Annotated in this window: 27 protein-coding genes and 2 pseudogenes; 19 read left to right on the top strand and 10 right to left on the bottom strand. The window is 72.5% G+C overall.

Annotated elements, in window-relative coordinates; translation table 11 throughout:
* Window positions 1-23: 23 nt before the first annotated feature.
* From sufD to ACZ60Q_RS32730, 7 genes are all read left to right on the top strand, one after another.
* Window positions 24-1,205 (top strand): Fe-S cluster assembly protein SufD, encoded by a 1,182-nt coding sequence (gene sufD / locus ACZ60Q_RS32760; RefSeq protein ID WP_469641200.1) that lies wholly within the window; start codon window positions 24-26, stop codon window positions 1,203-1,205.
* Complete coding sequence (locus tag ACZ60Q_RS32755) at window positions 1,205-1,522, top strand: bifunctional 3-phenylpropionate/cinnamic acid dioxygenase ferredoxin subunit (RefSeq protein ID WP_014156911.1); 318 nt, start codon at window positions 1,205-1,207, stop codon at window positions 1,520-1,522. Before sufD ends, ACZ60Q_RS32755 begins: the two co-directional genes overlap by 1 nt.
* A gap of 7 nt (window positions 1,523-1,529) precedes the next feature.
* Window positions 1,530-2,294 carry a Fe-S cluster assembly ATPase SufC gene (gene sufC, locus ACZ60Q_RS32750; RefSeq protein WP_469641199.1) on the top strand — a complete coding sequence of 255 codons (765 nt, stop codon included), beginning with the start codon at window positions 1,530-1,532 and terminating at the stop codon, window positions 2,292-2,294.
* On the top strand, window positions 2,291-3,559 hold the full coding sequence (locus ACZ60Q_RS32745) for a cysteine desulfurase (RefSeq protein ID WP_469641198.1): 1,269 nt from the start codon (window positions 2,291-2,293) through the stop codon (window positions 3,557-3,559). The genes sufC and ACZ60Q_RS32745 overlap by 4 nt, the downstream gene beginning before the upstream one ends.
* A 10-nt stretch (window positions 3,560-3,569) precedes the next feature.
* A complete protein-coding gene (gene sufU, locus ACZ60Q_RS32740) occupies window positions 3,570-4,025 on the top strand; it encodes a Fe-S cluster assembly sulfur transfer protein SufU (RefSeq protein ID WP_469641197.1) in 456 nt (151 codons plus the stop codon).
* Window positions 4,022-4,366 (top strand): metal-sulfur cluster assembly factor, encoded by a 345-nt coding sequence (locus tag ACZ60Q_RS32735; protein ID WP_469641196.1) that lies wholly within the window; start codon window positions 4,022-4,024, stop codon window positions 4,364-4,366. The genes sufU and ACZ60Q_RS32735 overlap by 4 nt, the downstream gene beginning before the upstream one ends.
* Window positions 4,367-4,502: 136 nt before the next feature.
* A complete protein-coding gene (locus ACZ60Q_RS32730; RefSeq protein ID WP_469641195.1) occupies window positions 4,503-4,868 on the top strand; it encodes a VOC family protein in 366 nt (121 codons plus the stop codon).
* 23 nt (window positions 4,869-4,891) lie between these two features.
* Here ACZ60Q_RS32730 and ACZ60Q_RS32725 read toward each other — a convergent pair whose 3' ends face one another.
* The gene (locus ACZ60Q_RS32725; protein WP_469641194.1) at window positions 4,892-5,881 is read right to left on the bottom strand and encodes a DUF7847 domain-containing protein; all 990 of its coding nucleotides are present in this window, start codon (window positions 5,879-5,881) and stop codon (window positions 4,892-4,894) included.
* A 287-nt stretch (window positions 5,882-6,168) separates the two neighbouring features.
* On the opposite strand from ACZ60Q_RS32725, the gene ACZ60Q_RS32720 reads away from it, so the two are divergent.
* The 3 genes from ACZ60Q_RS32720 (at window position 6,169) to dapD (ending at window position 8,299) form a co-directional block, all read left to right on the top strand.
* The gene (locus tag ACZ60Q_RS32720) at window positions 6,169-6,495 is read left to right on the top strand and encodes a DMT family transporter (RefSeq protein WP_003969900.1); all 327 of its coding nucleotides are present in this window, start codon (window positions 6,169-6,171) and stop codon (window positions 6,493-6,495) included.
* Entirely contained in the window at window positions 6,495-7,046 is a 552-nt protein-coding gene (locus ACZ60Q_RS32715) for a TetR/AcrR family transcriptional regulator (protein ID WP_469641193.1), read from the top strand. Before ACZ60Q_RS32720 ends, ACZ60Q_RS32715 begins: the two co-directional genes overlap by 1 nt.
* Before the next feature lie 254 nt (window positions 7,047-7,300).
* Window positions 7,301-8,299 carry a 2,3,4,5-tetrahydropyridine-2,6-dicarboxylate N-succinyltransferase gene (dapD, locus tag ACZ60Q_RS32710; protein ID WP_469641192.1) on the top strand — a complete coding sequence of 333 codons (999 nt, stop codon included), beginning with the start codon at window positions 7,301-7,303 and terminating at the stop codon, window positions 8,297-8,299.
* Between the two features lie 8 nt (window positions 8,300-8,307).
* On the opposite strand, the gene dapA is transcribed toward dapD, so the two are convergent.
* The gene (dapA, locus tag ACZ60Q_RS32705; protein WP_469641191.1) at window positions 8,308-9,189 is read right to left on the bottom strand and encodes a 4-hydroxy-tetrahydrodipicolinate synthase; all 882 of its coding nucleotides are present in this window, start codon (window positions 9,187-9,189) and stop codon (window positions 8,308-8,310) included.
* Window positions 9,190-9,374: 185 nt separating this feature from the next.
* On the opposite strand from dapA, the gene ACZ60Q_RS32700 reads away from it, so the two are divergent.
* The gene (locus ACZ60Q_RS32700) at window positions 9,375-10,034 is read left to right on the top strand and encodes a DUF4232 domain-containing protein (protein ID WP_469641190.1); all 660 of its coding nucleotides are present in this window, start codon (window positions 9,375-9,377) and stop codon (window positions 10,032-10,034) included.
* Window positions 10,035-10,185: 151 nt separating this feature from the next.
* Here the strand turns inward: ACZ60Q_RS32700 and ACZ60Q_RS32695 are convergent.
* Window positions 10,186-10,365, bottom strand: a pseudogene (locus tag ACZ60Q_RS32695) (metallophosphoesterase); the annotation flags it as partial.
* A 169-nt stretch (window positions 10,366-10,534) separates the two neighbouring features.
* Here ACZ60Q_RS32695 and ACZ60Q_RS32690 point away from each other — a divergent pair.
* The 4 genes and pseudogenes from ACZ60Q_RS32690 (at window position 10,535) to ACZ60Q_RS32675 (ending at window position 13,624) form a co-directional block, all read left to right on the top strand.
* A complete protein-coding gene (locus tag ACZ60Q_RS32690; RefSeq protein ID WP_469641189.1) occupies window positions 10,535-11,248 on the top strand; it encodes an antibiotic biosynthesis monooxygenase in 714 nt (237 codons plus the stop codon).
* A gap of 123 nt (window positions 11,249-11,371) precedes the next feature.
* The gene (locus ACZ60Q_RS32685) at window positions 11,372-12,871 is read left to right on the top strand and encodes a hypothetical protein (RefSeq protein WP_469641188.1); all 1,500 of its coding nucleotides are present in this window, start codon (window positions 11,372-11,374) and stop codon (window positions 12,869-12,871) included.
* Between the two features lie 60 nt (window positions 12,872-12,931).
* Window positions 12,932-13,308: pseudogene (locus ACZ60Q_RS32680) on the top strand (TROVE domain-containing protein); the annotation flags it as partial.
* An 85-nt stretch (window positions 13,309-13,393) separates the two neighbouring features.
* Window positions 13,394-13,624 carry a hypothetical protein gene (locus ACZ60Q_RS32675; RefSeq protein ID WP_003969918.1) on the top strand — a complete coding sequence of 77 codons (231 nt, stop codon included), beginning with the start codon at window positions 13,394-13,396 and terminating at the stop codon, window positions 13,622-13,624.
* Window positions 13,625-13,731: 107 nt separating this feature from the next.
* Here ACZ60Q_RS32675 and ACZ60Q_RS32670 read toward each other — a convergent pair whose 3' ends face one another.
* Window positions 13,732-14,928 carry a TerD family protein gene (locus ACZ60Q_RS32670; RefSeq protein WP_469641187.1) on the bottom strand — a complete coding sequence of 399 codons (1,197 nt, stop codon included), beginning with the start codon at window positions 14,926-14,928 and terminating at the stop codon, window positions 13,732-13,734.
* Window positions 14,929-15,200: 272 nt separating this feature from the next.
* On the bottom strand, window positions 15,201-16,010 hold the full coding sequence (locus ACZ60Q_RS32665; protein WP_469641186.1) for an NAD-dependent epimerase/dehydratase family protein: 810 nt from the start codon (window positions 16,008-16,010) through the stop codon (window positions 15,201-15,203).
* Between the two features lie 221 nt (window positions 16,011-16,231).
* Here ACZ60Q_RS32665 and ACZ60Q_RS32660 point away from each other — a divergent pair, with 221 nt between their 5' ends.
* Together ACZ60Q_RS32660 and ACZ60Q_RS32655 are read left to right on the top strand one after the other, a co-directional pair.
* Window positions 16,232-17,236, top strand: a complete 1,005-nt coding sequence (locus ACZ60Q_RS32660) for a 5-dehydro-4-deoxyglucarate dehydratase (RefSeq protein WP_469641185.1) — start codon at window positions 16,232-16,234, stop codon at window positions 17,234-17,236.
* Window positions 17,233-18,408, top strand: a complete 1,176-nt coding sequence (locus tag ACZ60Q_RS32655) for a hypothetical protein (protein ID WP_469641184.1) — start codon at window positions 17,233-17,235, stop codon at window positions 18,406-18,408. The genes ACZ60Q_RS32660 and ACZ60Q_RS32655 overlap by 4 nt, the downstream gene beginning before the upstream one ends.
* Here the strand turns inward: ACZ60Q_RS32655 and ACZ60Q_RS32650 are convergent.
* The 5 genes from ACZ60Q_RS32650 to ACZ60Q_RS32630 form a co-directional block, all read right to left on the bottom strand.
* On the bottom strand, window positions 18,394-19,626 hold the full coding sequence (locus ACZ60Q_RS32650; RefSeq protein ID WP_469641183.1) for an MFS transporter: 1,233 nt from the start codon (window positions 19,624-19,626) through the stop codon (window positions 18,394-18,396). The two genes, ACZ60Q_RS32655 and ACZ60Q_RS32650, sit on opposite strands and share 15 nt — an antisense overlap.
* Before the next feature lie 180 nt (window positions 19,627-19,806).
* On the bottom strand, window positions 19,807-20,727 hold the full coding sequence (locus ACZ60Q_RS32645) for an alpha/beta fold hydrolase (protein ID WP_469641182.1): 921 nt from the start codon (window positions 20,725-20,727) through the stop codon (window positions 19,807-19,809).
* Between the two features lie 119 nt (window positions 20,728-20,846).
* Window positions 20,847-22,298 carry a peptidoglycan D,D-transpeptidase FtsI family protein gene (locus ACZ60Q_RS32640; protein ID WP_469641181.1) on the bottom strand — a complete coding sequence of 484 codons (1,452 nt, stop codon included), beginning with the start codon at window positions 22,296-22,298 and terminating at the stop codon, window positions 20,847-20,849.
* A gap of 221 nt (window positions 22,299-22,519) precedes the next feature.
* The gene (locus ACZ60Q_RS32635) at window positions 22,520-22,996 is read right to left on the bottom strand and encodes a GNAT family N-acetyltransferase (protein WP_469641180.1); all 477 of its coding nucleotides are present in this window, start codon (window positions 22,994-22,996) and stop codon (window positions 22,520-22,522) included.
* On the bottom strand, window positions 22,996-23,766 hold the full coding sequence (locus tag ACZ60Q_RS32630) for an IclR family transcriptional regulator (RefSeq protein WP_469641179.1): 771 nt from the start codon (window positions 23,764-23,766) through the stop codon (window positions 22,996-22,998). Before ACZ60Q_RS32630 ends, ACZ60Q_RS32635 begins: the two co-directional genes overlap by 1 nt.
* A 212-nt stretch (window positions 23,767-23,978) precedes the next feature.
* On the opposite strand from ACZ60Q_RS32630, the gene ACZ60Q_RS32625 reads away from it, so the two are divergent.
* Window positions 23,979-25,499: an aldehyde dehydrogenase (NADP(+)) gene (locus ACZ60Q_RS32625; RefSeq protein ID WP_469641178.1), complete on the top strand. Its 1,521-nt coding sequence runs from the start codon at window positions 23,979-23,981 to the stop codon at window positions 25,497-25,499.
* On the top strand, window positions 25,496-26,107 hold the full coding sequence (locus tag ACZ60Q_RS32620; protein WP_469641177.1) for a DUF1349 domain-containing protein: 612 nt from the start codon (window positions 25,496-25,498) through the stop codon (window positions 26,105-26,107). The genes ACZ60Q_RS32625 and ACZ60Q_RS32620 overlap by 4 nt, the downstream gene beginning before the upstream one ends.
* The last annotated feature ends 65 nt before the right edge of the window (window positions 26,108-26,172 follow it).

Below are 26,172 nucleotides of genomic sequence, written 5' to 3'. Positions count from 1 at the left end.
AGAAAGCGAGCACTACGACAGCCATGGCTGAGGCTCAGAACACTCCGGCGGGCTCCACCACCGCCGGCTCCATCGCGGTGGCCGCCGAGTCGACCGTCGCCACCCGCATGAGCGCACCCCCGTCCTTCGACGTCGCGGACTTCCCCGTCCCGCACGGCCGCGAGGAGGAGTGGCGCTTCACGCCGCTGGACCGACTGCGCGGGCTGCACAACGGCACCGCCGTCGCCACCGGCAGCGGGGTGAAGGTCGCCATCGAGGCCCCCGAGGGCGTCACGGTCGAGACCGTCGGCCGCGACGACTCCCGGCTCGGCAAGGCCGGCACCCCGGTGGACCGGGTCGCCGCCCAGGCGTACAGCTCCTTCGAGCAGGCCTCGGTCGTCACGGTCGCCAAGGAAGCCGTGCTCACCGAGCCGATCCGGATCGCCGTGCACGGCGAGGGCGGCGTCGCCTACGGCCACCAGCTCATCGAGCTGGGCGCCTTCGCCGAGGCCGTCGTCGTCATCGACCACACCGGTGACGCGGTGCTCGCCGCCAACGTCGACTACGTGCTGGGCGACGGCGCGAAGCTGACCGTCGTCTCGGTCCAGGACTGGGACGACACGGCCGTCCACGTCGGCCAGCACAACGCGCTGGTCGGCCGGGACGCCTCCTTCAAGTCGATCGTCGTCACCTTCGGCGGCGACGTCGTGCGTCTGCACCCCCGGGTGGCCTACGCGGCCACCGGCGGCGAGGCGGAGCTCTTCGGCCTGTACTTCACCGACAAGGGCCAGCACCAGGAGCACCGCCTCCTGGTCGACCACAACACCCCGCACTGCAAGTCCAACGCGGTGTACAAGGGCGCTCTCCAGGGCGACGGCGCGCACGCCGTCTGGATCGGCGATGTCCTCATCCAGGCCGCGGCCGAGGGCACCGACACCTACGAGATGAACCGGAACCTCGTCCTCACCGACGGCGCCCGGGTCGACTCCGTGCCCAACCTGGAGATCGAGACCGGCGAGATCGTCGGCGCCGGCCACGCCTCGGCGACCGGCCGCTTCGACGACGAGCAGCTCTTCTACCTCCAGTCCCGCGGTATCCCGGCCGAGGAGGCCCGCCGTCTCGTCGTGCGCGGCTTCTTCGCCGAACTGGTCCAGCAGATCGGTCTGCCGGACGTCGAAGCGCGTCTGCTCGAGAAGATCGAGACCGAGCTGAAGGCGTCCGTCTGATGGCCTTCGTCAAAGCCTGTGCGCTGAGTGAGCTGGAGGACGACACCCCCAAGCGGGTGGAGCTCGACGGCACACCCGTCTCCGTCGTCCGCACCGAGGGCGAGGTGTTCGCGATCAACGACATCTGCTCGCACGCGAACGTCTCCCTCTCGGAGGGCGAGGTGGAGGACTGCGCGATCGAGTGCTGGCTGCACGGATCGTCGTTCGACCTCCGCACCGGCAAGCCGTCCGGTCTTCCCGCGACGCGCCCCGTCCCCGTATACCCCGTAAAGATCGAAGGGGACGATGTGCTCGTCTCCGTCACCCAGGAGTCCTGAGTCACCCATGGCAACGCTTGAAATCCGCGACCTGCACGTCACCGTCGAGGCCGACAACGCCACGAAGGAGATCCTCAAGGGCGTCGACCTGACCGTGAAGCAGGGCGAGACCCACGCCATCATGGGCCCCAACGGGTCCGGCAAGTCCACCCTCGCGTACTCGCTGGCGGGTCACCCCAAGTACACGATCACCGGTGGCACGGTCACCCTGGACGGCGAGGACGTCCTGGAGATGTCCGTCGACGAGCGGGCCCGCGCCGGCCTGTTCCTCGCCATGCAGTACCCGGTCGAGATCCCCGGTGTCTCGGTCTCCAACTTCCTGCGCACCTCCGCCACCGCCATCCGCGGCGAGGCCCCCAAGCTGCGTACGTGGGTCAAGGAGGTCAGGGAGACGATGGCCGGGCTCCAGATGGACCCGTCCTTCGCCGAGCGCAACGTCAACGAGGGCTTCTCCGGTGGTGAGAAGAAGCGCCACGAGATCCTCCAGCTGGAGCTCCTCAAGCCGAAGATCGCCGTCCTGGACGAGACCGACTCCGGCCTGGACGTCGACGCGCTCAAGACCGTCTCCGAGGGCGTCAACCGGGTCCGCGAGTCCGGCGAGGTCGGCACCCTGCTGATCACGCACTACACCCGCATCCTCAAGTACATCAAGCCCGACTTCGTGCACGTCTTCGCGGGCGGCCGCATCGCGGCCTCCGGCGGCGCCGAGCTGGCCGACCAGCTGGAGAACGAGGGCTACGAGGCCTACACGAAGGGTGGCGCTTCAGCGTGACTGACGCCCGACAGGGGCTCACCGGCCTCCTCGACACCGAGGCGATCCGCAAGGACTTCCCGATCCTGGACCGCACGGTCCACGACGGCAAGAAGGTCGTTTACCTGGACTCCGCGGCGACCTCGCAGAAGCCGCGCCAGGTCCTCGACGCGCTCAACACGTACTACGAGCGCCACAACGCGAACGTGCACCGCGGCGTCTACACGATCGCCGAGGAGGCCACCGCGCTGTACGAGGGCGCCCGCGACAAGGTCGCCGCCTTCATCAACGCACCCAGCCGCAACGAGGTGATCTTCACGAAGAACGCCTCGGAGTCGCTGAACCTCGTGGCGAACATGCTCGGCTGGGCGGACGAGCCCTATCGGGTGGACCGCGAGACCGAGATCGTCACCACGGAGATGGAGCACCACTCCAACATCGTGCCGTGGCAGCTGCTCTCGCAGCGCACCGGCGCGAAGCTGAAGTGGTTCGGTATCACCGACGACGGCCGGCTCGACCTGTCGAACATCGACGAGATCATCACCGAGAAGACGAAGATCGTCTCCTTCACGCTGGTCTCCAACATCCTGGGCACCGTCAACCCGGTCGAGCAGATCATCCGCCGCGCCCAGCAGGTAGGCGCGCTGGTCTGCATCGACGCCTCGCAGGCGGCCCCGCACATGGTGCTCGACGTGCAGGCGCTCCAGGCCGACTTCGTTGCCTTCACCGGTCACAAGATGGTCGGTCCGACGGGCATCGGCGTGCTGTGGGGACGGCAGGAGCTCCTGGAGGACCTGCCCCCGTTCCTCGGTGGCGGCGAGATGATCGAGACCGTGTCGATGCACTCCTCGACGTACGCCCCCGCGCCGCACAAGTTCGAGGCCGGTACGCCCCCGATCGCCCAGGCCGTCGGCCTCGGCGCGGCCGTGGACTACCTCTCGGCGATCGGCATGGAGAAGATCCACAACCACGAGAAGGCGATCACCGAGTACGCGGTGAAGCGCCTCCTGGAGGTCCCGGACCTGCGGATCATCGGCCCGTCGACGGCCGAGGACCGCGGGGCCACGATCTCCTTCACGCTCGGCGACATCCACCCGCACGACGTGGGTCAGGTCCTCGACGAGCTGGGCATCGCCGTCCGGGTCGGCCACCACTGCGCCCGCCCGGTCTGCCTGCGGTACGGAATTCCCGCGACGACGCGAGCGTCGTTCTATCTGTACTCCACGCCCGCCGAGGTCGACGCCTTGGTGGACGGTCTGGAGCACGTTCGGAACTTCTTCGGCTGAGGGCGTAACGGTGAAGCTGGAATCCATGTACCAGGAAGTGATCCTGGACCACTACAAGCACCCCCACGGGCGTGGCCTGCGGGACGGCGACGCCGAGGTGCACCACACCAATCCGACGTGCGGCGACGAGATCACGCTCCGGGTGAAGTACGACGGCGAGACCATCGTCGACGTGAGCTACGAGGGCCAGGGCTGCTCCATCAGCCAGGCCAGCGCCTCCGTGCTGAACGAGCTGCTCGTCGGCAAGGAGCTGTCCCAGGCGCAGAAGATCCAGGACGCCTTCCTGGAGCTGATGCAGTCCAAGGGCCAGCTGGAGCCGGACGACGCGATGGAGGAGGTGCTGGAGGACGCGGTCGCGTTCGCCGGTGTCTCCAAGTACCCCGCTCGGGTCAAGTGCGCGCTGCTGAGCTGGATGGCGTGGAAGGACGCGACGGCCAAGGCGCTGTCCGAAGGGAAGACCGCATGAGCGACAACGACAACGAGACCGTGACCATGAAGCCGGCCTCCGAGGAGGAGGTCCGCGAGGCGCTGTACGACGTCGTCGACCCCGAGCTGGGCATCGACGTCGTCAACCTGGGCCTGATCTACGGCATCCACGTCGACGACGCCAACATCGCCACCCTCGACATGACCCTGACGTCCGCGGCCTGCCCGCTGACCGACGTCATCGAGGACCAGGCGAAGTCCGCCACGGACGGCATCGTCAACGAGCTCCGGATCAACTGGGTCTGGATGCCGCCGTGGGGCCCGGACAAGATCACCGACGACGGACGCGAGCAGCTCCGCGCGCTGGGGTTCAACGTCTGACACGTTCCCGGACGGTTCCGACACTTCCTTCCCTCGGGGGCGGTTCCGGCATCCGACACGCCCCGCGGGGCGGTTCTGACGTCCCGACACGTTCCGGAGTTGTGAACGGCCATGCCCGCCAGGCACACTGGCGGGCATGGCCGTCTCCATGTACCACATCGCTGTCGACGCTCACGACCTGCCGCTCGTCGCCCGCTTCTGGAGCGCGGTGCTGGACTGGCAGGTGCTCTTCGAGGACGAGGAGGAGATCGTCATCGGCGCCCACGAGACCGCGCTGCCGGGCATGTGCTTCCTCGCCGTGCCGGAGGGGAAGACCGGCAAGAACCGGCTGCACATCGATCTGACCCCCGACGACCGGGACGCCGAGGTCGAGCGGATTCTCGCGCTCGGCGCCCGGCGGGTGGACGTCGGGCAGGGGCCGGACGCCACCTTCGTGGTGATGGCCGATCCGGAGGGCAACGAGTTCTGTGTGCTGCGCCCCAAGCGGACCCTGACCGACTGAGCCGGGCCCGGCCCCCCGCGTGCTCAGACGTGGGCGGTCGGCGGAGGCCCGTACTGCTCGGGCAGCGTCGTCGCCGCCGCCTCGGCCAGGACGGGGGCCAGGTTCTCGTTGCGCATCCGGAGGTCGACGTACAGCAGGCCGACGACCAGCGGGGGGAAGATCGCCGTGAACAGCTGGGCGATCATCTGGCTGACGAACGACAGCACCATCAAGCCGCCGAACAGGGCGATGAGTTCCCCGCCGCTCGGGTCGGCGTCCACCTCCGCCGGGTCGAACATGCCGGGGAGCAGGCCGACCATCTGGAACGGCATCTGGATCATGTAGCCGATCATGGACGCCAGCGCGTAGGCGAGCAGCCCGACGCCGAAGACCCGCCACCAGCTGCCGCGCACCAGCTGGGCCGAGCGGCGCAGGGACGCGAACGGGCGCTGGTTCTCGAAGACCACGACGGTGGGGGCCAGGGAGAAGCGCACCCAGAGCCAGATCGCCACGGGGGCGATGAGCAGGGTGCCGATGAGGCCGGTCACGATCAGCGGCACGACGGCCTTCTCGTCGCCCAGCGAGACCAGGTAGATCATCATCCCGGCGAAGGCGGCCATGAAGAGGACGAGCGGGACGATCATGATCAGCCCGGTCAGGAAGACCGTGCCGAAGATGGACCAGACCCGCGACCAGGCATGGCTCCAGACGGCGCCGAAGGTGACCGGGCGGCCCAGGACGGCCTCCTGGAGGACCGCGGGGACCGCCGCCTGCACCACGGCCGACGCCAGCAGGTAGACGATGACGCCGATGATCATCAGTACGCCGAACGCGATGCCCAGCGGGACGAGTTCCGACGCGTCGGGGGATCCCGCGGAGTCGGATGTCAGCTCGTCCCACTGGCTCGCGACGGCGGAGGCGGCGACCGCCAGCGCGGCGATCATCACGAGCGTCGCCGCGCCGAACAGCGTCAGAGCCATTCCGATCAGCGGTTTCCAGTAACGGCCGAGCGTCGAGAAGGCGCCGCTGAGCATGTCCGAGATCCTCAGCGGCGCCAGGGGTATCACCCCGGGCTTGGGCGGTGCGGCCCACCCGCCGTGCCAGCCGCCGCCCGGTCCCTGCGCGCCCCCGTGGAAGGGCCCCCCACCGTGAGGTGCGCCCCCGTACGGGCCGCCGCCCCACCCTGCGTCCTGCGCCACTGCGTCTCCGTCGTGTCGTCGGCCCGGGTAACGGGCCGTGTGGTCGGTCGGCACACCGTAGCGTCCTTGACGTGGGCAGATGATATGTACAGTCGTACGCAACGTTGGGTACAGTCGTACACATGGGATACGCATACGGCCTGCTGGCCGCCGCCATCGCGGCGGAGGTGGCCGGGACGACGGCCATGAAGTACAGCGAGGGCTTCACCCGCCTCTGGCCCTCGCTCGGCACCGTGGTGGGCTACCTCATCGCCTTCACCCTCCTCGCACAGACCCTCAAGACGCTCTCCGTGGGCACCGCCTACGCCATCTGGGCCGGCGTCGGCACCGCGGCCGTCGCCCTCATCGGGATCCTGTTCCTGGGGGAGTCCAGCGGCCTGGTCAAGATCACGGGCATCGCCCTGATCGTGGCCGGGGTCGTCGTCCTCAACCTGGGAGGGGCGCACTGATGGCCCGGCGGTACGACCCCGGGCGGCGGGTGCGGATCGTCGACGCGGCGTTGCGCGTGATCGAGACCGACGGAATGGCCGGCCTCAGCCACCGCACCGTGGCCGCCGAGGCCGATGTGCCACTCGGCTCGACCACGTACCACTTCCGCTCCCTCGACGAGCTCCTGGTCGCCGCCCTGCGCCGGTGCAACGAGAACTTCGTGCGGGCCCTGCGCGGCAGCGAGGCCCTGGCGTCACCCGCCGGCTCCGCCGGTCTCGCGGAGGAGCTGACACGGTTGCTGGGCCGGTGGTTCGCGGGCGAACGCGGGGCGATCGAGCTGGAGTACGAGCTGTACCTCGCGGCCCTGCGCCGCCCCGTGCTGCGCCCCGTCGCCGCCGAGTGGACCGAGGAGGCCGTCGAGCTGCTGTCCCGGCGCACCGACCCGGAGACCGCGCGGGCCCTCGTCGCGCTGATGGACGGCGTCTGCCTCCAGGTGCTGCTCACCGGCGGCACGTTCGACGCGCCGTACACCCGCGAGATGCTCTCCCGGATCGTGGACGGCGGCGCCTGAGCCGACGGGCCGCGGGTGTCCGGGCCGAGGGCGCGGGTGTCCGGGCCGAGGACACCGAGGGTGTCCCGCTCGGTGCGCCGCGCGGCGCACCGCTTCCAGGGCCTCGCGCACGCTCGCCCCGATGCCCGCGACCGGGTACAGCACCGGGGGCGCGGCGGCTGCCCGCACCGGGGGAGCGGGCGCGGGTGGCGGGAAGAGGGCGCACGCTGAGACCGGTTCGCCCGAGCGGGCCCCGGCCGGTTAGGTTGCTGTTCATGACCGACACGACTTCCCAGGGTTCTGCCCGCACCACCGGCGCCGTCGCCGCCGGCCTCGCCACCGTCGCCGGTGACGGCACCGTCCTCGACACCTGGTTCCCCGCCCCCGAGCTGACCTCCGACCCCGGCCCGGCCGGTACGACGCGCCTCAGCCCGGACGAGGCCGTCAACCGGCTCGGCGAGGGCGCCGCCAGGGCCTTGGGCGTGGACGCCCGACGCGGCGTCGAGGTCGTCGCCGTGTCCACGGTCATCTCCTCGCTCGACGACAAGCCGCTCGACGCGCACGACGCCTACCTGCGCCTGCACCTGCTCTCGCACCGGCTCGTCCGGCCGCACGGCCAGAACCTCGACGGGCTGTTCGGGCTGCTCGCCAACGTCGCCTGGACCTCGCTCGGCCCGGTCGCCGTCGACGACCTGGAGCGGGTGCGGCTCAACGCCCGCGCCGAGGGCCTGCACCTCCAGGTCACCTCGGTCGACAAGTTCCCCCGGATGACGGACTACGTCGCCCCCAAGGGCGTACGCATCGCCGACGCCGACCGGGTCCGGCTCGGCGCGCACCTCGCCGCCGGGACCACCGTCATGCACGAGGGCTTCGTCAACTTCAACGCGGGCACGCTCGGCACCTCCATGGTCGAGGGCCGGATCTCCGCGGGCGTCGTCGTCGGCGACGGTTCCGACATCGGCGGCGGCGCGTCCACCATGGGCACCCTCTCCGGCGGCGGCAACGTCCGCATCGTCATCGGCGAGCGCTGCCTGGTCGGCGCGGAGGCGGGCGTCGGGATCCCGCTCGGCGACGAGTGCGTCGTCGAGGCCGGTCTGTACGTCACCGCCGGCACCCGGGTCACGCTGCCGGACGGCCAGGTCGTCAAGGCCCGCGAGCTGTCCGGCGCCTCCAACATCCTCTTCCGCCGCAACTCGGTCACCGGCACCGTCGAGGCCCGCCCGAACAACGCGGTGTGGGGCGGCCTGAACGACGTCCTGCACGCCCACAACTGACCCGTTCCCTAGGCCGCGAGGAGCTCCTCGTACGCTTCGCGCAGCCCGTCGGTCGCCCCGCGCCCGGCGGGCTGCAGCGGTTCCCGGACCGGGCCCGCCTCCAGGAGCGCCTTCACGGTGACGGTTCCGGGGAGGCCGCTCGCCATCATCAGTTCGGTGAGGCGCACCGTGAGCCCGTTGAGCCGGGCCGCCTCGTCGGTGCGGCCCGCGTCGAACGCGTCCAGCGGCGCCCGTACCTGGCGCGGGGCCACGTTCGCGACCGTGCTGACGTACCCCGCGCCACCCACCGCGTACAGCGGCAGGTTCAGCTCCTCGCAGCCCGAGTAGTACGCCAGCGAGGTGCGGGCCATCACCTTCGTCGCGCCGAGCAGGTCGTGGGAACAGTCCTTGACCGCCACGACGCGCGGGTGTTCCGCCAGCCGCAGCAGGGTCTCCGGCTCGATCGGGACGCCGGTGCGGCCGGGGATGTCGTACAGCATCAGCGGCAGGCCGGTGGAGTCCGCGACCCGCAGGAAGTACGCCTCGACGGCGGCCTGCGGCGGGCGGCTGTAGTACGGGCCGACCACCAGCAGTCCGTCCGCGCCCGCCTCCTCGGCCTCCCGCGCCAGGCGCAGGGTCCGTGCGGTGTCCGGGCCCCCGACGCCGGTGAGCAGCGGCACCCCGTCGCCGGTCTCCGCCCGGACGGCCCGCAGCAGGGCGGACTTCTCGGCGTCGGTCGTGGTGGGGGACTCGCCCGTGGTGCCGCTGAGGACGATCCCGTCGCAGCCCTCCGCCAGCAGGCGTGCGGCGTGCGCACGGGCGGCGTCCGGGTCCAGCGCCCCGGTGGCGGTGAAGGGCGTGATCATGGCGCAGAGTGCGCGGCCGAAGGGGCGCGGTGCGGTGGCGGTCATGTCCGCAGTGTCGGCTCCCACAACGGTGTAGGTCTACTTAGATCTTCTTGGGGAGACCGGCAAGGGATGCTGAAGAGTCCGTGGGGGAGGCGGCTGTTTCCGGCACCCCTTCTGACATGATCGACCGCACGGACGACGGGCCGCGGTGACGGGTCGTGGCGAGGGGCGGGGGCATGATCATGACCATGAGTGTGTGCGCACGGGTGCGGAGACGGGCCTCTGCCGTGCTGCTGACGGGGGCGCTGACCGCGTTGACCGGCTGCTCCGGATTCCTCGTCCCGGCCGGCGAGGGCGAGGAACCGGACCCCGCCCCGTCCGCCTCCGCGCCCCGCTCCGGCATCGTCCGCGCCGAGACACTGCCCCCGGCCCCCGCGCCCGCCTACGGTGAGTCGGCGCGGACCGGACCGACTCCCGCCCCGCCCGGGAAGTGCCCCGCCTCCGGGGCCGTGGTGGACATGGGCCCGGTGGAGACCGGAATGATGCACCGGGCCGTCGTGCTCACCCTCACCAACTGCGGCCGTAATCCCTACGCCGTCGACGGCTACCCCTGGATACGCGCCCTCGGCCAGGACGGCCGGCCCCTCCCCGTCGAGGTCAACGAGGACGGCTCGTACTTCGGCGGCGACCCGGGCCCGAAGAAGCTCCTGCTGGACCCCGGCGGTACCGTCAGGTCGATCCTCGCCTGGGTCTCCACCCCCGAGGGCGGCGATCTCATCGAGGGTGACGCCCTGGAGATCTCCGCCGCTCCCGGTCTCCCGGCACGGGTCTTCCCGCTGGAGGGTCACGACATCCGCCTGATGGACGAGCTGAACACGACGGCCTGGCGCACCGAACTCGGCTCCTGACACGGCGGGTCCGGCGGTCCGGCGCGGGAGCGCGGGAGCTCGGCCGGACCCGGTGGCGGCGTCAGCGGTCGGGCGCGGCTCCGGCTGTGGGCACGGTATGGGTGACCCAGTCCGAGCCGGGCGGTCCCTCCGGCAGGACGTGCAGCAGGAAGGCCGCGTACTCGCCGGGCTCCCCGTGCTCGGTGAGATCACCGGTGATCACGACGCAGTCCGGGAGCGGGTCCAGGGCGAGCACCCGGCGCAGGGCGGCCCGCAAGCCGGCGGCGGGGCCCGCCGCCCCGGGACCGGTCGTGAGGTGCGGGTCGCTCAGGTGCGCCACGGAGAGGGTCATGCCCCCACCCTTCCCCGGCCGCCTCGGACCGCACCCGGGGCCGCTCACGCCCTGGGCGAACGGACGCGGGCGCCGTCCGGCGGAACGGCCTTGACCTCGACCGGACTTGAGGTGCCACCGTGATGGTCACGACGCGCCGACCGGCGCGCGTGACGAGGGGAACACCGCCATGACCACGCACATCACCGACCGTCCCGACCCGGCCCGTACCGACGCCCGGGTCGCCAAGGCCAGCACCTGGAACGTCGGTACACCGCAGCGGCAGCGGGAGGCCGTCGACGCCATCCGGAAGGCCTGGGAGAGCCGGGACTGGCCGCACCCCGGGCTGCTCTCCTACAGCGTCCACGCGGGGGAGGACGGCGTGACCCTGCTGCACTACTCCCAGTGGACCGGCGAACAGGCCTACCAGGACTTCGTGCGGCAGGGGCGTGACGTCCGCAACGCCGAGATCGACGCCGCCGTCCCCGGCGTCGAACGCCTCGGACCGCACAGTTACGAGCTGTACCGCTCCGGACTGCGGGCCGAGGGCGACACCCGGGAGACCGGCTGCGTCGTCATCGTGGACGCCGTGTTCGACGGGCCCGACCCTGCCCGCCAACGCGCCTGGGTGGACGCCGTGTTCGAGGCGCTCGGCGAAGAGGCCGAACTGCCCGCCGGCGGCATCGCCGCGCACTTCCACGTCAGCACCGACGGCGCCCGGGTCCTCAACTACGCCGAGTGGGAGAGCGCCGAGCACCACATCGCGGCCCTCGCCGCACCCGGCGAGGGAGTCGGCTCACCGTCCCCGCTCTGGGAACGCGTCAGGAAGTACCCGGGCATGACCGGCGGCGGCGTGCGCCGCTACACCCCCGTGCTCGGCATGGAACCGGGCGCGGTCGGATAGCGGGCGCGGCGGACCGTGTGCGGCGAAGCGGCGGGCGGCATGCGGCGCATTGCGTCTAGGCTTGGGCGGCTGAACCGCGTACGCACTCCGTATGCCCCGAGCACGCACCGAGGAGAACCCCCGATGTCCGCAGAGCGCCCCTCCCTGCCGCCGGTGCGGCTGAACACCGAGGCCGAACTGGCACGGGACGTGCTTGCCGCTCCGCTGTTCGTCCGCGCCGTCAAGCTCGCCCGGTGGGCGGGCCCCGACACCCGGGTCGGGGCCGGCGGTGAACTCGTCGAGGATCAGCTGCCCGCGGCGGCCGAGCACCTCGCCCTCCCGGCCGACGAGGACGGCGCCGCGTACGCGAGCGAGGCCTGGCGGCTCGCCGTGGACACCGGTCTCCTCGACGTCACCGACCCCGAGGAGGGGGAGGGCGACGAGGGCATGGACGGCGAGGGCGAGGGCACCGTCACCACGGGCGAGAACCTGGCCCTGCTCACCGGCGGCTCCCCGCAGGACGTCCTGTCCATCTGGCTGGATGGCCTGGACGCCGTGCACGCCGACGCCACCGCGCCCGTCCTGGACGACTTCGCGGACCTCGTCGGCGAGGACGGCTCCATCGACTTCGACGCCCTGGACTGGGACCCGGAGGCCGAGGCGGAGTTCCTCGACGGCGTCCTCGGCAACCTCTACCTGCTCACCCTCGCGGACAACGGCGCGGGCGAAGGACCGGTACCGCTGCCCGCCCTCGCCGCGTCGATGATCGTTCCCGACGACATGGGAGAGCCGACCGACGACATCCTGGAGCAGGTGTCCGAGGCGATGATGCGCCTCGACGACCAGTTCCGGCTCCTCGAACCCATCGGGATCGTCGAATACCGCCCGGTCGACGAGGCATTGCTGGTCGAGGAGGGCGAATCCGCGGACGCCTCCGCCTCCGCCGCCGGGGCCGACGACGAGGACGTCACCCGGTACGGCATGGTCAAGCTCACCCCTCTCGGCCTGTACGGCATCCGGGCCCGGATGCTGGAGGCCGGGGTGGACGCCCCCGCCGTCGGCGACCTCGCGGGCAAGGGCGCCGACGTCCTCCTCGACGGCATCGCCCACTACCCGGAGTCCGCCGCCCGCGCCGAGGTCAAGCTCTGGCTCGCGGGGTACGGCGCGGAGGGCGCGGTAGCCGCGGCGGCCGAGCTGCTGGCCGCCGCGCGCGGCACGGACGAGGGCGCGCCGCTGCGCCGCCTCCACTGCCAGCAGGCCCTCGCCCTGGCCGGCCCCGAGGCGGAGCCCGCCGTACGCGCGGTGCTCGGCGACCCGGAGCTGGGCGGCCTGGCCCGCGTCTGGCTCGCGGAGCGCGGCGCGGCCGACGTGCCCGCCCCGCCGGAGGACATGATCTTCTGGCTGGCCATCGACACGATCGCCGCCCAACTGGACGCGGACGGCGAGCTGGACGAGCTCCAGGGCCTGATCGAGGGGCTCTCCGCGCAGCACAGCGGATTCTTCGACGAGGTCTGGCGCGTCGACCACCCGGCCACCGCCGAGGTGCTGGAGGCCATGGGCCGGCTGCACAGCGACAGGAAGGCAGCCAAGGACGCCCGTAAGGCGGCGTTCAAGGCCCGCTCCCGCGCGGGCGGTTCGGCCTGAACATGACACCCCTCGCCGCGCCGGGGCGTTCTCCTCGGCGCCGGCCGGCCACCGGCGCCCGGCGACGCGGACCCGGTGCGGTTCGGCACGACCAGCGCGCCGGTGGCTTCCACGGGGGCGAGTCCGTACTCCGGGTCCTGGACCGCTTCGGTGACCTGGTCGGCACGAACACGGCGGAGGCGGCGCGGCGGCACTACCGGGACCACGAGCGGCTACTCATCGTCACCGACGAGCAGGTCGCGTGCACGCGCCGTGGCGACGCGACCCGGAGCGTTCCGGACACGGTGCCCGCCCCTACCTGGAATCTGGCCGGATACCGGCTCTGCCACGCCCCGTCCGGCTATGGAAACCGCCACACGTTCGGGGGTCTTTCCGACGCCGCGTTCCGCATGGTTCCGCTGCTGGAGACGGGAGGAAGCGCTGACTGGCCGTGGTGAGCGCTGATTACGAATCCGGCACGTCTGGGGCCCCGGGCCCCGGCGGGCATGGCGTCGGGCCTTCGCAGGGCGCATACTCGACGTAATGAAACAGTCAGCCGGATCCCGGCGTCACCTGCCTTCCAGTCCCTTCAACCGCCCGGCCCAGGAGGCCCCACCGGTCGAATGCTTCGATGTGGGCGACAGGGTGTCGCACGACCAGTTCGGGCTCGGCAGGATTCTTGCTGTCGAGGGCGACAACGACGCAGTCCTCATCGACTTCTCGGGGCGACAGGGAAGGATCCTGAGCCCGTACTCCAAGTTGACCAAGCTCTGAGACGCGAGACGAGCACGAGCAGCGTCCGCCCTCTCCGGATCCGGGGCGCCTGAATCACTTCAGGCGCCCCGGACTCCGTTGCGGCCCTCCGGCGGGGCCCACGGCGGCTACAGGGACTTGGCGGCGGGTTTCACCATGCCCCGCACGGTGCGCGACTTCACGAACTCGCCCATCGCGGTCATCTCCCACTCGCCGGTGAACTGCTTGATGAGCTTGGCCATCATCACCCCGGTCTGCGGCTCGGCGCCGGTGAGGTCGAAGCGGACCAGCTCCTCGCCGGACGCGTCGTCGATCAGCCGGCAGTAGGCCTTGGCCACCTCGTTGAACTTCTGGCCGGTGAACGAGTTCACCGTGAAGACCAGACCGGTCGCCTCGGCGGGGATCCGGCCGAGGTCCACCATGATCACCTCGTCGTCGCCCGCGCCCTCACCGGTGAGGTTGTCGCCGGAGTGCTTGATCGACCCGTTCAGGATGGACAGCTTGCCGAAGTAGCAGCTGTCCAGGTGGTTGCGGTTGGGGCCGTAGGCGATCACCGACGCGTCCAGGTCGATGTCCTTGCCGCGGAACGCGGGCTCCCAGCCCAGGCCCATCCTGACCCGCGAGAGCAGCGGGGCGCCGCCCTTGACGAGGGACACGGTCTGGTTCTTCTGGAGGTTGACCCGGCCCTTGTCCAGGTTGATCTTCCCGGAGCCGGTCGGTGCGGCGGGGGCCGCCGGGGGAGCGGGCGGGGCGATCCGCGGGTCGACGGGGGCGGCGACCGGGGCGGGGGTCGCTGGCATCGGCGGGGCGGCCGGGGTCGCGGGCTCCTCGACCGAGACGCCGAAGTCCGTGGCGATCCCGGCCAGCCCGTTCGCGTAACCCTGGCCGACCGCGCGGGCCTTCCAGACGCCGTTGCGCCGGTAGATCTCGATGACCACGAGCGCCGTCTCGGCGCCCAGCCGCGGCGGAGTGAAGGTGGCGAGCGCGCTGCCGTCGTCCGCGTTGCGCACGGTGGCGGTGGGCTCGATGCCCTGGAAGGTCTGGCCCGCGGCGTCCGGGCTCGCGGTGACGACGATCTTCTCGATGCCCGGCGGGACGGCCGCGGTGTCCACCACGATCGCGTCGGGCGCGGAGCCCCCGCCGGAGCGGTAGGTCACGCCGGTGCCCGAGGGCTGGTTGTAGAAGATGAAGTCGTCGTCGGAGCGCACCTTGCCGTCGGCGGTGAGCAGCAGGCCCGAGACGTCGAGCCGCACCGGAGCGGCGACGTCCACCGCCACGCGGGCGGCGGAGAGAGGGATGTTCGAGCCGGAGGTCATTGCGGTCATGCACGGGGTAACGAACGACCCGGCTTTGCCGTTCCCTTGCCTTCGGCCGTCCGGGCCATGGTCGTCGACGTGCCCTCAGCGGCGGTTGCGCGGGTGGTCGCGGGCGGTGCCCTCGTTGCCGTGCCGGTACGCACCGGTCCAGCGCGCCGTCACCAACTGGGCGTCGCCCGAGGCCACCCCGCCAGGAACTTGTCCGCCCGACCCCCGCCGCAGCTGCCGCCCGACCCCCGCCGAGGCTTCCGCCCGAGCCCGGTGCGTCGCTTCCGGGCGGCTCAGTGCGGCCAGATCGGCGGGTCGGTCGCGAAGTGGCCTCCCACGCGGGCGTGCGCCGGGTTGTCCGGGTTCAGCTCGCCCTGCTCGGCGACGAGCCTCGCCGCGTACGGCTCCGAGTCGTCCAGCGGCCGGTAGCCCAGCGCCCGCGCCGGTTCCAGGTCCCACCACAGGCGGGTGTTGGCGGAGGAGCCGTAGACGACGGTGTGCCCGACGTCCTCGGCGGTGAGGGCCGCGTGGAACAGCCGTGCGCCGTCGCCGGGGCTCATCCAGACCGACAGCATCCGCACCGAGGTGGGCTCGGGGAAGCAGGACCCGATGCGCACCGAGACCGTTTCCAGCCCGTACCGGTCCCAGTAGAGCTGGGCCAGGTCCTCACCGAAGCACTTCGAGAGCCCGTAGAAGGTGTCGGGGCGGCGCGGGGCGTCCAGGGGGATCGGCAAATCGCCCGGAGCCGGGCGCGGAGTGTGCCCGATGACGTGGTTGGAGGAGGCGGACACGATGCGCCGGACGCCCTCCTCGCGGGCCGCCTCGTAGAGGTGGTGCGTGCCCTGGATGTTGGCGCGGAGGATCTTGTCGAACGTGGACTCCAGCGAGATGCCCGCCAGATGGATGACCGCGTCCGCCCCGCGCACGGCCTCGCGCAGTGCCTCCCGGTCGTTCAGGTCGGCGGTGACCGCCTCGGGCGCGCCCTCCACCGGGACCAGGTCGAACAGCCGCAGGTCGTATCCGTACGCGGGCAGCAGCCCTCGCATCAGGGTGCCGAGACCGCCTGCGGCGCCGGTGAGCAGGACGGTACGGGGAGCGGTCATACGGGGGTCTCCTCGGGGCGTACGCGGGCGCAGTGCGCGATCCTGGCCGACATTCACATGCGTGGACAAGCTAAGGAGGGCGGGTGAGGTGCGTCAAGGGCCCGAATCAAGAGTCCGCGTCCGCCTTGACCTGCCGTTGGAGGCTGCCTTAGCGTTGCGGTGTTCAGAAATATGGACACCGGTCAGAATTGTGTACGCCTGAATCCGCTCAGGGAGCGCCCGTGACCTCAGCCCCCCTCGCCGCCCGGCTCAGCGAAGTCGCCGGGCCGCTCTTCTTCCCCGTGACCGCGTTCGGGCCGGACGGCACCGTCGACCTCGCCGTCTTCCGCGCCCATGTCCGGGCCGGGATCGACGCCGGAGCCGCCGCGGTCTTCGCCTGCTGCGGCACGGGTGAGTTCCATGCGCTGACTCCCGAGGAGTTCCGCCTCACGGTCGCCGCCGCCGTCGGGGAGGCGGCCGGACAGGTCCCCGTTCTCGCGGGAGCCGGCTACGGCACGGCGCTCGCCGTCCAGTACGCGCGGGCCGCCGAGGAGGCCGGTGCGGACGGACTCCTCGCCATGCCGCCCTACCTCGTCGTCGCCGACCAGGAAGGGCTGCTGAACCACTACGCGGCGCTCGCGGCGGCCACCGGCCTGGAGACGATCGTCTACCAGCGCGACAACGCGATCTTCACCCCCGAGACGGTCGTCGCCCTGGCCCGCACCCCCGGCATCATCGGGCTCAAGGACGGCCACGGCGACCTCGACCTCATGCAGCGCATCGTCAGCGCGGTCCGCACCCACCGGCCCGACGGCGACTTCCTCTACTTCAACGGACTGCCCACCGCCGAACTCACCGGCCCCGCCTACCGGGGCATCGGCGTCACCCTCTACTCCTCCGCCGTCTTCGCCTTCGCCCCGGACATCGCCCTCGCCTTCTACCGGGCCCTGGCCTCCGGCGACGACGCTCTGGTCGACGGGCTGCTCGACCACTTCTACCGGCCGCTCGTCGAACTGCGCGCCAAGGGCCGCGGGTACGCCGTCTCCCTGGTCAAGGCCGGTGTCCGGCTCCAGGGCCTGGATGTCGGCGAGGTACGCACCCCGCTCACCGAACCGCCGGCCGCCCACGTCAAGGACCTCGTCGAGATCATCGCGAGTGGCCGCGCCCTGCTGGCGGAGCACACGTCCCGGGAGCATGTGTCCCAGGAACAAGCCTCCCCGGCGGGCCGGGCGGGGGACCGGGCGTGAAGGCGGGCGTCTTCCTCTATCCGTGGGACGTCGTCGGGGACCCGGACGCCGCCGCCCGGATCGCGGACCTCGGCGTCCAGCAGGTCACCCTGGCCTCCGCCTACCACTCCACCCGGGCCCTGACCCCTCGCCACCCCTCCCACCGCGTCGTCACCGCCGAGCACGCCGCCGTCCTCTATCCGCCGGACCCGGACCGCTGGGCGGGGCGGACCCTCGCCCCGTACCGGCAGAGCTGGACGGCCGGCGACGATCCGTACGGGGAGGCCGCGGGCGCGCTGGCCGCCGCCGGTCTTCAGGTGCACAGCTGGGTGGTCCTCGCCCACAGCACGCGGCTCGGCGCGGAGCACCCGGACACCTCGGTGGTCAACGCCTACGGGGACCGCTACCCCTGGGCCCCCTGCATCGCCCGCCCCGCCGTGCGCGCCTACCTCGTGGACCTCGCGGCGGAGGCCGCCGCGAGGCCCGGCGCACGCGGGACCGAACTGGAGTCCTGCGGCTGGTACGGCTTCGCCCATCTGCACGCCCACGACAAGGTCGCCGGCGTGGGCCTCGGCGAGGCGGCGCAGTACCTGATGTCGCTCTGCTTCTGCCCGGTGTGCCGTGAGGGGTACGGGGAGGCGGGCGCCGACCCCGGCGACCTGGCCGCCGCCGTCCGCCGCGCCCTGGAGCCGGCCTGGTCCGGCGCCGGCTCCCCGGAGTCCGGCCGGGAGGGCATCGAGAAGCTGCTCGGGCCCGAGCGCGCGGACGCCACCTGGCGGTGGCGCGGCCGGATCGCCCGCACGTTCCAGGAGGCGGCCGTCGCCGCTGTACGGGACGCGGCCCCGCCCGGCTTCCAGGTGCTGCTGCACGCCGACCCCGTCCCGTACCGCACCGGGGCCAACGTCGGCGTCGAGACGGACCACATCCTCGCTGTGGCCGACGGCGTGGTGCTGCCCTGCACCGGAACCGACAGCGCCCGGGCGGCGGTGCTCGGGCCGTTCGCCGGCCGGGGCGGGGTGCGCGCCGCCAGCTTCGGGATCGTCACGGGGATGGGCGGAAGCCCGCGCACCCTGGAACGCGACGCGGCGCACGCCGCCTCGCTCGGGGCGGACCAACTGCGCCTGTACCACGCGGGACTCGCCTCGGGCCCGGACCTGGAGGCGGTCGCCGCCGCGCTCTCACGGCTGGGGTGAGGCGGGGCGGGACGCCGGCGCCGGGGCGGTGCGGCACCGCGCCGCCCCAGCCGCCAGCAGCGCCGCCGCCAGCAACCCCGCCGTCCCGGCGACCGCTGTCAGCACCCGCACGTCCACCACCGCGACGAGTCCCGCCCCCACCGCCAGAGCCACCGCGTTGGGTGCCGTCATCAGCGAGCTCGCCGTCGCCGCGGTCCGCCCCAGCACCGCGTCCGGCGTCTCCCGCTGCACCGCGGTCATCGTCGCGATCAGCACGCACGGCAGGCCGAACCCGATCGCCGCGCTCGCCGCCAGGGCCACCCCGTCCAGGGGCAGCGTCCGCGCGCCCACCGCCAGCGCGAACAACGCCATCCCGCCCGCCGCGAACACCCGCTCCGGAAGCCGGCGCAGCAGTGGCCCCACCAGCAGCCCCACCGCCACGGAACCGGCGCCCTGCACCGCGTAGAGAACCCCCGCGTACTCCGGCGTCCGGCCGAGCACGTCATCGACGTAACCGAACGTCACGGCCCCGTTCACGCCGGCCAGCAGCATCGTCGCCGCCCCCGCCGTCACCAGCGGGCGCAGCACGGCCGAGGCGCGTATCCGCCGCAGCCCGGCGAGGAGTTCACCACGCCACGCCCGCACCGGCGGCCGCGGAGTCTCGCGTACCCGCAGCCGGGCGAAGATCAGGGCGGCCAGGGCGCACGTCGCCGCGTCCAGCAGTGCCACGGCCGGCCCGCCGAACCGCGCGTACAGCCCGGCGCCCGCCAGCGGGGCGACCAGCTTCATACCCTCGTTGGCCGTCATCCGCAGCCCGTTGAAGTCCGCCAGCAGCGAGGCGTGCACGGTCCCCGCGACAAGCGCCGACTCCGCCGCGTCGAGCAGGACGCCGCTCGCCCCGTAGAGCACCAGCACCACGAAGACCAGCCAGACCGTGCCGCCCGAGTCCACCAGCACCAGTGTGGCCAGCAGGCAGGCCATCGCCAGATTGACCCGGACCAGCAGCGCCTTCCGGCCCATCCGGTCCGCGAGCGCGCCGAGCGCGGGCCCGGCCAGCACCGGGGCCCACATCGCGAACACCGTGAGCGCCGCCAGACTGTTCGACCCCGTCAGCGACTTGACCCAGATCCCCGCAGTGAGCCACATCGCCGACGTACCGAACCCGGAGACGACCACCCCCGCCAGATACCGCCCCGCCGTCGGGTCCCGCAGGACCCGAACCACCGCCGGACCACCCATGCCGCCACGCCCTCCGCCTCGTGCTCCGCACCCCGTCCGTGCGGGCCGTGCGGCTCATGCTGCGGAGTAAGGCGGTGCGACGGCATCGGGCGGATGCCCTAAAGCGGATGCCCTGAAGTGACTGCCCCGATGCGACTGTCCTGAAGCGACTGTCCTGAAGGGGCCCGCGCCCCATCGGGCTCAGACCAGCGACCGGCGGATCTCCTCGGCGAGTTCGGCGGCCGACGTGGTCAGCACCATGTGGTCCGCCTCGGGCAGCACCACATGCCGTCCGTGCGGCGACTGCCGGGCCCGGTACGCGTGCGAGGCGGTCGCCCGCTCCCGGACGGACTTAGGCATCCCGGGCGACACCAGCCCCGCCGACACCACGGTCACCGGCAGCCCCGCCAGGCCCGGCGGGTTCTCCGCCAGGGCCCGCAGGTCACCCGCCGCGTCCTCCAGTTCGCGGCCCCGGGTGCGGGTCATGGCGACGGTGTAGCCCTCGGCCCGCATATCGGCGGCGGCGTCCGGCGGCAGCGCGGCGGTGAGCGAGCGGTGGGCGCGACCCAGCAGTCCCAGCCGGGCCAGCGCGACCGTCGCCACCTGCCCGATCCGCTCGGCCCGCCGCATCGACGGCTGGAACAGCAGCTCGCAGGACTCGTCGGTGGGGTCGACGAGCACGAGCCCCGCCACCCGGGCGGTCCCCGCGGCAGCCGCCAGCCGGACCAGCGGGCCGCCCCAGCTGTGGCCGACGAGGAGGTAGGGACCCCCGGGGCCGAGGCGGTCGAGGTGGTCGAGCAGATCGCCGAGGTCGTCGGCGAGGGCGGCCAGCCGGCGCGAGACCCCGGCCGGGGCGGCCGGGCTGCGCCCCAGCCCGCTGCGGTCGTACACCACGGTCGGTGCGACGTCGGCCAGCGCGGCCTGGACGCCGGCCCAGTAGGAGCGACCGGCGGCGAGCCCGCCCTCGAAGACCACGGTGGTCCGGCCGGCCGTTCCGGCGGGGCCCGGCAGCCGTTGGTAGTACAGCTCGCGCCCGTCGCGGGTACGGGCTCGGGACGCCTCGCCCTGGCTGTGTACGGGGCCGACGTCGTCGCGCCCCGTTCCCTGCTCCGCCGAACCCATGCCCGTACCTCCAGCCCGCCCGCACACCCGACCCTCGGCGCTCCGGGACCGTCCGGAGCGCCGAGTAAGGGAAGGGTAGCCTAAGTTGGGGCTGTCGGGGGTGCGCGGGGGCGGTCCGCTCACCGCTCCAGCGCCGCCCGCATCGTCTTCTGCGCGATCGGCGCGGCCAGCCCGTTGCCGCTGATCTCGGAGCGCGCCGCCCCGGAGTCCTCGACGATCACCGCGACGGCGACCTCCTTGCCGCTGTCGCGGTCCTTCGCGTACGAAGTGAACCAGGCGTACGGGGTGTTGCTGTTCTCCACGCCGTGCTGCGCGGTGCCCGTCTTCCCGCCCACCTCGGCCCCGGGAATCCGGGCGTTGGTGCCGGTGCCCTCCTCGACGACCGTCACCATCGCGCTCCGCAGCTGCTCGGCGGTCGACTCCTTCACCACGCGCTCCGTGTCGCCGTCGGCGGTCTCCTCCAGCGCCGTGCCGTCCCCGTCGGTCACCTGGGAGACCATGTGCGGCGCGGCCAGCTCACCGCCGTTGGCGAGGGCCGAGGTGACCATCGCCATCTGGAGCGGGGTCGCGGTGACCTCGAACTGGCCGATCCCCGTCAGAGCCGTCTGGGCCTTGTCCATGCCGGTCGGGTAGACGCTCTTCGCCGCCCGCACCGGGACGTCCAGCTTCTCGGTGTCGAACCCGAACGCGTCCGCCATCTCCTTGACCTCGTCCTGGCCGAGGTCGGCGGCGGCCTTCGCGAAGACGTTGTTGCAGGAGTACTGGAGCGCGGTGCGCAGGGTCGCGTTCTCGCAGGGGGCGGACGCGTTCTCGTTGGGGAGCACGGTGCTGGTGCCGGGCAGGGTGTACGGGTCGGGGCTGTCGGTGCGCTCGTCGACCGAGCCGTACAGCCCGTTCTCCAGCGCGGCCGCCGCGACCACCAGCTTGAACGTGGAGCCCGGTGGCAGCGGCTGCCGTAGCGCCCGGTTGACCAGCGGCTTGTCCGGGTCGTCCAGCAGGGCCTGCCAGGCGTCCTGGTCCGTCGTCCCGCTGATCTTCGATGGGTCGTACGAGGGGGTGGAGACCATGCCGAGGATGCGGCCGGTCCCCGGGTCGATGGCCACCGCCGCGCCCTTGGCGTCGCCGAGTGCCTCGTAGGCCGCCTTCTGGACGTCCGGATCGATCGTCGTCAGCACGTTGCCGGGGGTGGCCTGCCCACCGGTGAGCAGGTCCTTCGGGTTCTTCAGCCGGTCGTCCGTGCCGTCCAGGACACCGCTGTGGATGCCTTCGAGCTGGGTCGCCCCGTAGGCCTGCGAGCTGTAGCCCGTAACGGGCGCGTACAGCTCGCCCTGGGTGTACGCGCGCTTGTACCGGAGGTCGCCGCCACTGGTCCCCTTCGATCCGGTGACCGGCGAACCGGCCACGATGATGTCCCCGAGCGGCTGCGCGTACCGCGCGATGGTGTTCCGCCGGTTGTGCTCGTCCTCTGCGAGCGCCTTGGCCTGGTAGCCCTGCACCCACGTCGCCCGCACCAGCAGGGCGAGCACCATGAGCAGACAGAAGACCGAAGCGCGCCTGATTGTCTTGTTCATCCCATCGGAGGGACGAGCGGGCGCGTTCCGGTCGTTCCCGCCGGTGCCCCTTCTCACTGATTTCTCAGGTGGCCGGTACGAGTGAGGGGCGCCGAGCACGGGGGAGGAGCGCCGGCACGGGGAGAGGCGCCGAGCACGGGGAGAGGCGCGCCGCACGCGGGCCGCGCCCGGCCCCGGAGTCCGTCCGGTTCGAGGTCACCCGACAACCTCACGACGATCTCTCAGCCGCGCAGCGTGACCAGGACCTCGTCGATCTCCTCGCCCCGGGCCCGGGCGAATCCGCGATCCTCGCCGGTCACGATGAAGCCGCACTTCTCCAGCACCCGGCGCGAGCCGAGGTTGTCGGCCGCCGCACGCGCGTGCAGCGGGCGCGTGGGCGTCTCGTCGAGGAACGCCCGCAGGGCGGCCGTCGCCAGTCCCCGGCCCCAGTGCGCGCGGCCGATCCAGTACGTGACCTGGCGGTCGCCGAGGTCCCCGTACTCCCCGACATGGCCCACCACCGCACCGTCGGCCACCACCGTGCGCATCACCACGCGGGACCCGGCCCGGATCCGTGCCCAGTGGGCGTCGAACGCGGCCCGGTCGGTGGGGTCCTCGGCGGTGAACGCGGCGACGCGCCCCGCCTCGGGGTCGCTCATCCAGGCGAAGAACAGGGGGAGGTCCCCGTCCTGGACCGGGCGCAGCACCATCCCGGCCATCAGAGCCTCCGGGTCGCGAGAGTGAGCCGGTCCCGGGCGTCGAACAGGGCGTCCTTCACCAGCTGTTCGTGACCGGGGGTGAGCCGGGCGACCGGCACCGAGCAGCTGATCGCGTCGCGCGCGGGCGTCCGGTAGGGGATCGCCACGCCGAAGCAGCGCAGGCCGACGGTGTTCTCCTCGCGGTCCACCGCGTAGCCCTGCTCGCGGACCAGCCGCAGCTCCTCGACGAGCTTCTCGCGGTCCGTGATGGTGTGCTCGGTCAGCGCGGGTAGTGACTCGGGCAGCATCTTGCGGACCTGCTCGTCGCTGTGGGTCGCCAGCAGCGCCTTGCCGAGCGAGGTGGAGTGCGCGGGCAGCCGGCGGCCGACCCGGGTGAAGGGGCGCAGATAGTGCTGGGACTGCCGGGTGGCGAGGTAGACCACGTTCGTCCCGTCGAGGCGGGCCAGGTGGATGGTCTCCGTGGTGTCGTCGGACAGCCTGTCCAGGGTGGGCCTGGCGGCGGCCACGACCTCGTCGCCGTCGATGTACGACGTACCGACCAGCAGGGCGCGGACGCCGATCCCGTACCGGGTGCCCGTCGCGTCCGTCTCCACCCAGCCCAGCTCCACCAGGGTGCGCAGCAGCATGTAGAGGCTCGACTTGGGATAGCCGACAGCCTCCTGGACGGCGGCCAGCGAGTGCATGCCGGGCCGCCCCGCGAAGTATTCGAGGAGCTCCACGGTCCGTACCGCGGACTTGACCTGTGCCCCACCGGGCTCGGCGACCGACATCGCCCACGCCCCCTTCTCCAGCTCATCGACTTCTCGTCCGCGTCGGCGTCCGAAATGCCGCCACACGATTGCCAACACGGAACGCCCGGAAATAGAGTCCCAGAGCATTCACGTTCAGGAACTCTGTTCAGAATACCGAACACTTGCCGATGTGCGGCCGAAGCCGGCCGGAAGTCGGCCGGGGAACGGTCCCATCACGGGAGGGAATCACGGTGAGCGCAACACCAGTCTGGAGTGTCGACCCCCGAACCGGGAACCCGCGCGAGCAGGTCGCGGTGGAGGCCACCGCCGAGGAGGTCGACCGCGCGGTCCGGGCGGCCCACGCCGTTCGCGGCGCCCTCGCCGACCGCGCGGCGCGCGCCGCGTTCCTGCGTACGGCGGCGGAGCTGCTGGAGGAGTCCGGTGAGCACGTCGTCGAGGCGGCCGACGCGGAGACCGCCCTCGGGCCGGCCCGGCTCACCGGTGAACTGGCCCGCACCGCAGCCCAGTTGAGGGCGTTCGCGGAGGTCGTGGACGAAGGCGCCTACCTCGACGTCCACATCGACCACCAGGACGGCTCCCGGACCCCGCCCTGGCCCGATCTGCGCCGCTACAAGATCCCGCTCGGGGTCGTCGCCGTCTACGCGGCCAGCAACTTCCCGCTCGCCTTCTCCGTCCCCGGCGGCGACACGGCCAGCGCGCTCGCGGCCGGCTGCCCGGTCGTGGTCAAGGCACACCCCGACCACCCGGCCACCTCCGAGCTCTGCGCCTCCGTCCTGCGCCGCGCCGCCGCCCGCACCGGACTGCCCGAGGGCGTCGTGACCCTGGTGCACGGCTTCGACGCGGGCGTCGAACTGATCCGCCATCCGCTGGTGAGCGCGGCCGGCTTCACCGGCTCGGTACGCGGCGGACGCGCCTTGTTCGACGCGGCGGCCGCCCGCACCGCCCCCATCCCCTTCCACGGCGAACTCGGCTCCCTCAACCCGGTCGTCGTCACCGGGGCGGCCGCCGCCGAACGCGCCGGGGAGATCGGTGCCGGGCTCGGCGGCTCGATGACCCTGGGCGTGGGCCAGTTCTGCACCAAGCCCGGCTTCGTCCTGGTCCCCGAGGGCGCGGCGGGCGACCAGCTCCTGAAGACACTCACCGAGACGGTCGGCTCCACCGGCTCCGGCGTCCTGCTGGACCACCGCATGCGGGACGCCTTCGTCGCGGGCGTACGGGAGCGGGCCGCGCTGCCCGACGTCGGGGCGCCCGTCACCCCCGGCGCGGGTGGCGAGCACACCGTCTCCGCCGGATTCCTCACCGTCCCGGCCGCCCGGCTGACCGCCGAGGGTCCGCACGACGTGCTGCTGGAGGAGTGCTTCGGGCCGGTCACCGTGATCGCCCGGTACGCCTCCGCCGACGAGATCGCCGCAGTCCTCGCCCGGCTGCCCGGGAACCTCACCGCCACCCTGCAGACCGCCACCGAAGACGCCGACCCCGACGCGGCGCGCCTGCTGGCCGCCCTCACCCCGCTCGCCGGGCGCATCCTCGTCAACGGCTGGCCGACCGGCGTCGCCGTCGCCCCCGCCCAGCACCACGGCGGGCCCTACCCGGCCACCACCTCCCTGTCCACCTCCGTCGGCGCGACGGCGATCGAACGCTGGCTGCGCCCCGTCACCTACCAGTCCACCCCCGAGGCGCTCCTCCCGCCGGAACTGCGCGAGGACAACCCGCTGGGCCTGCCCCGCCGGGTGGACGGACGCCGCGCATGAGCCCGAGCCCGGACGCCCTCCCCTTCGCCCTGGACGCGGCGGGCCCCGACGGACGCTGGACCCACGCGGACGGCGTACTGACCGGCCGGGCCGGACCCGGCCAGGACCTGTTCGTCGCCCCGTCCGGCGACTCCCTGGACCCGGCCTCCGACGCCCCGCGCCTGCTCGGAGTGGTGGGCGAGGGGGACTTCCGGCTGGTGGCCCGGGTGCGCCCGGGGTTGCTGTCGGCCGGTGACGCGGGTGCGCTGTACCTGCACGTCGGGGACCGCGAGTGGGCCAAGCTCTGCCTGGAGCACTCCGCGGACCTCCCGACCGTCTGCACCGTCGTCACCCGGGGTCACAGCGACGACGCCAACGCCTTCGTGGTGGAGGAGGGCGTCTGCTGGCTCCGCCTCAGCCGCACCGGCAGCGCCTACGCCTTCCACGCCTCCGCCGACGGCGAGACGTGGACCTTCGTCCGCGTCTTCACGCTCGGCACGGAGGAGGAGCGGGCGGCGGCCCGCGCAGGCTTCCTGGTGCAGTCGCCCACCGGCGAGGGCTGCGGCGCGGTCTTCGACCGGATCGCGTTCCTGGCCGGGGGAGTGGAGAACCTGCGCGACGGACGGTGACGGTAGCGGGTGCGAGGAGATCTCCGGCCACACTCGCCGAGGCCACAGTCGCTGGACCGATGAGC

This window comes from Streptomyces sp. NPDC104313 (genome assembly GCF_055583985.1).
The sequence above is the reverse complement of the archived record's forward strand: the minus strand, read 5'-3'. Positions and strand labels throughout refer to the sequence as shown.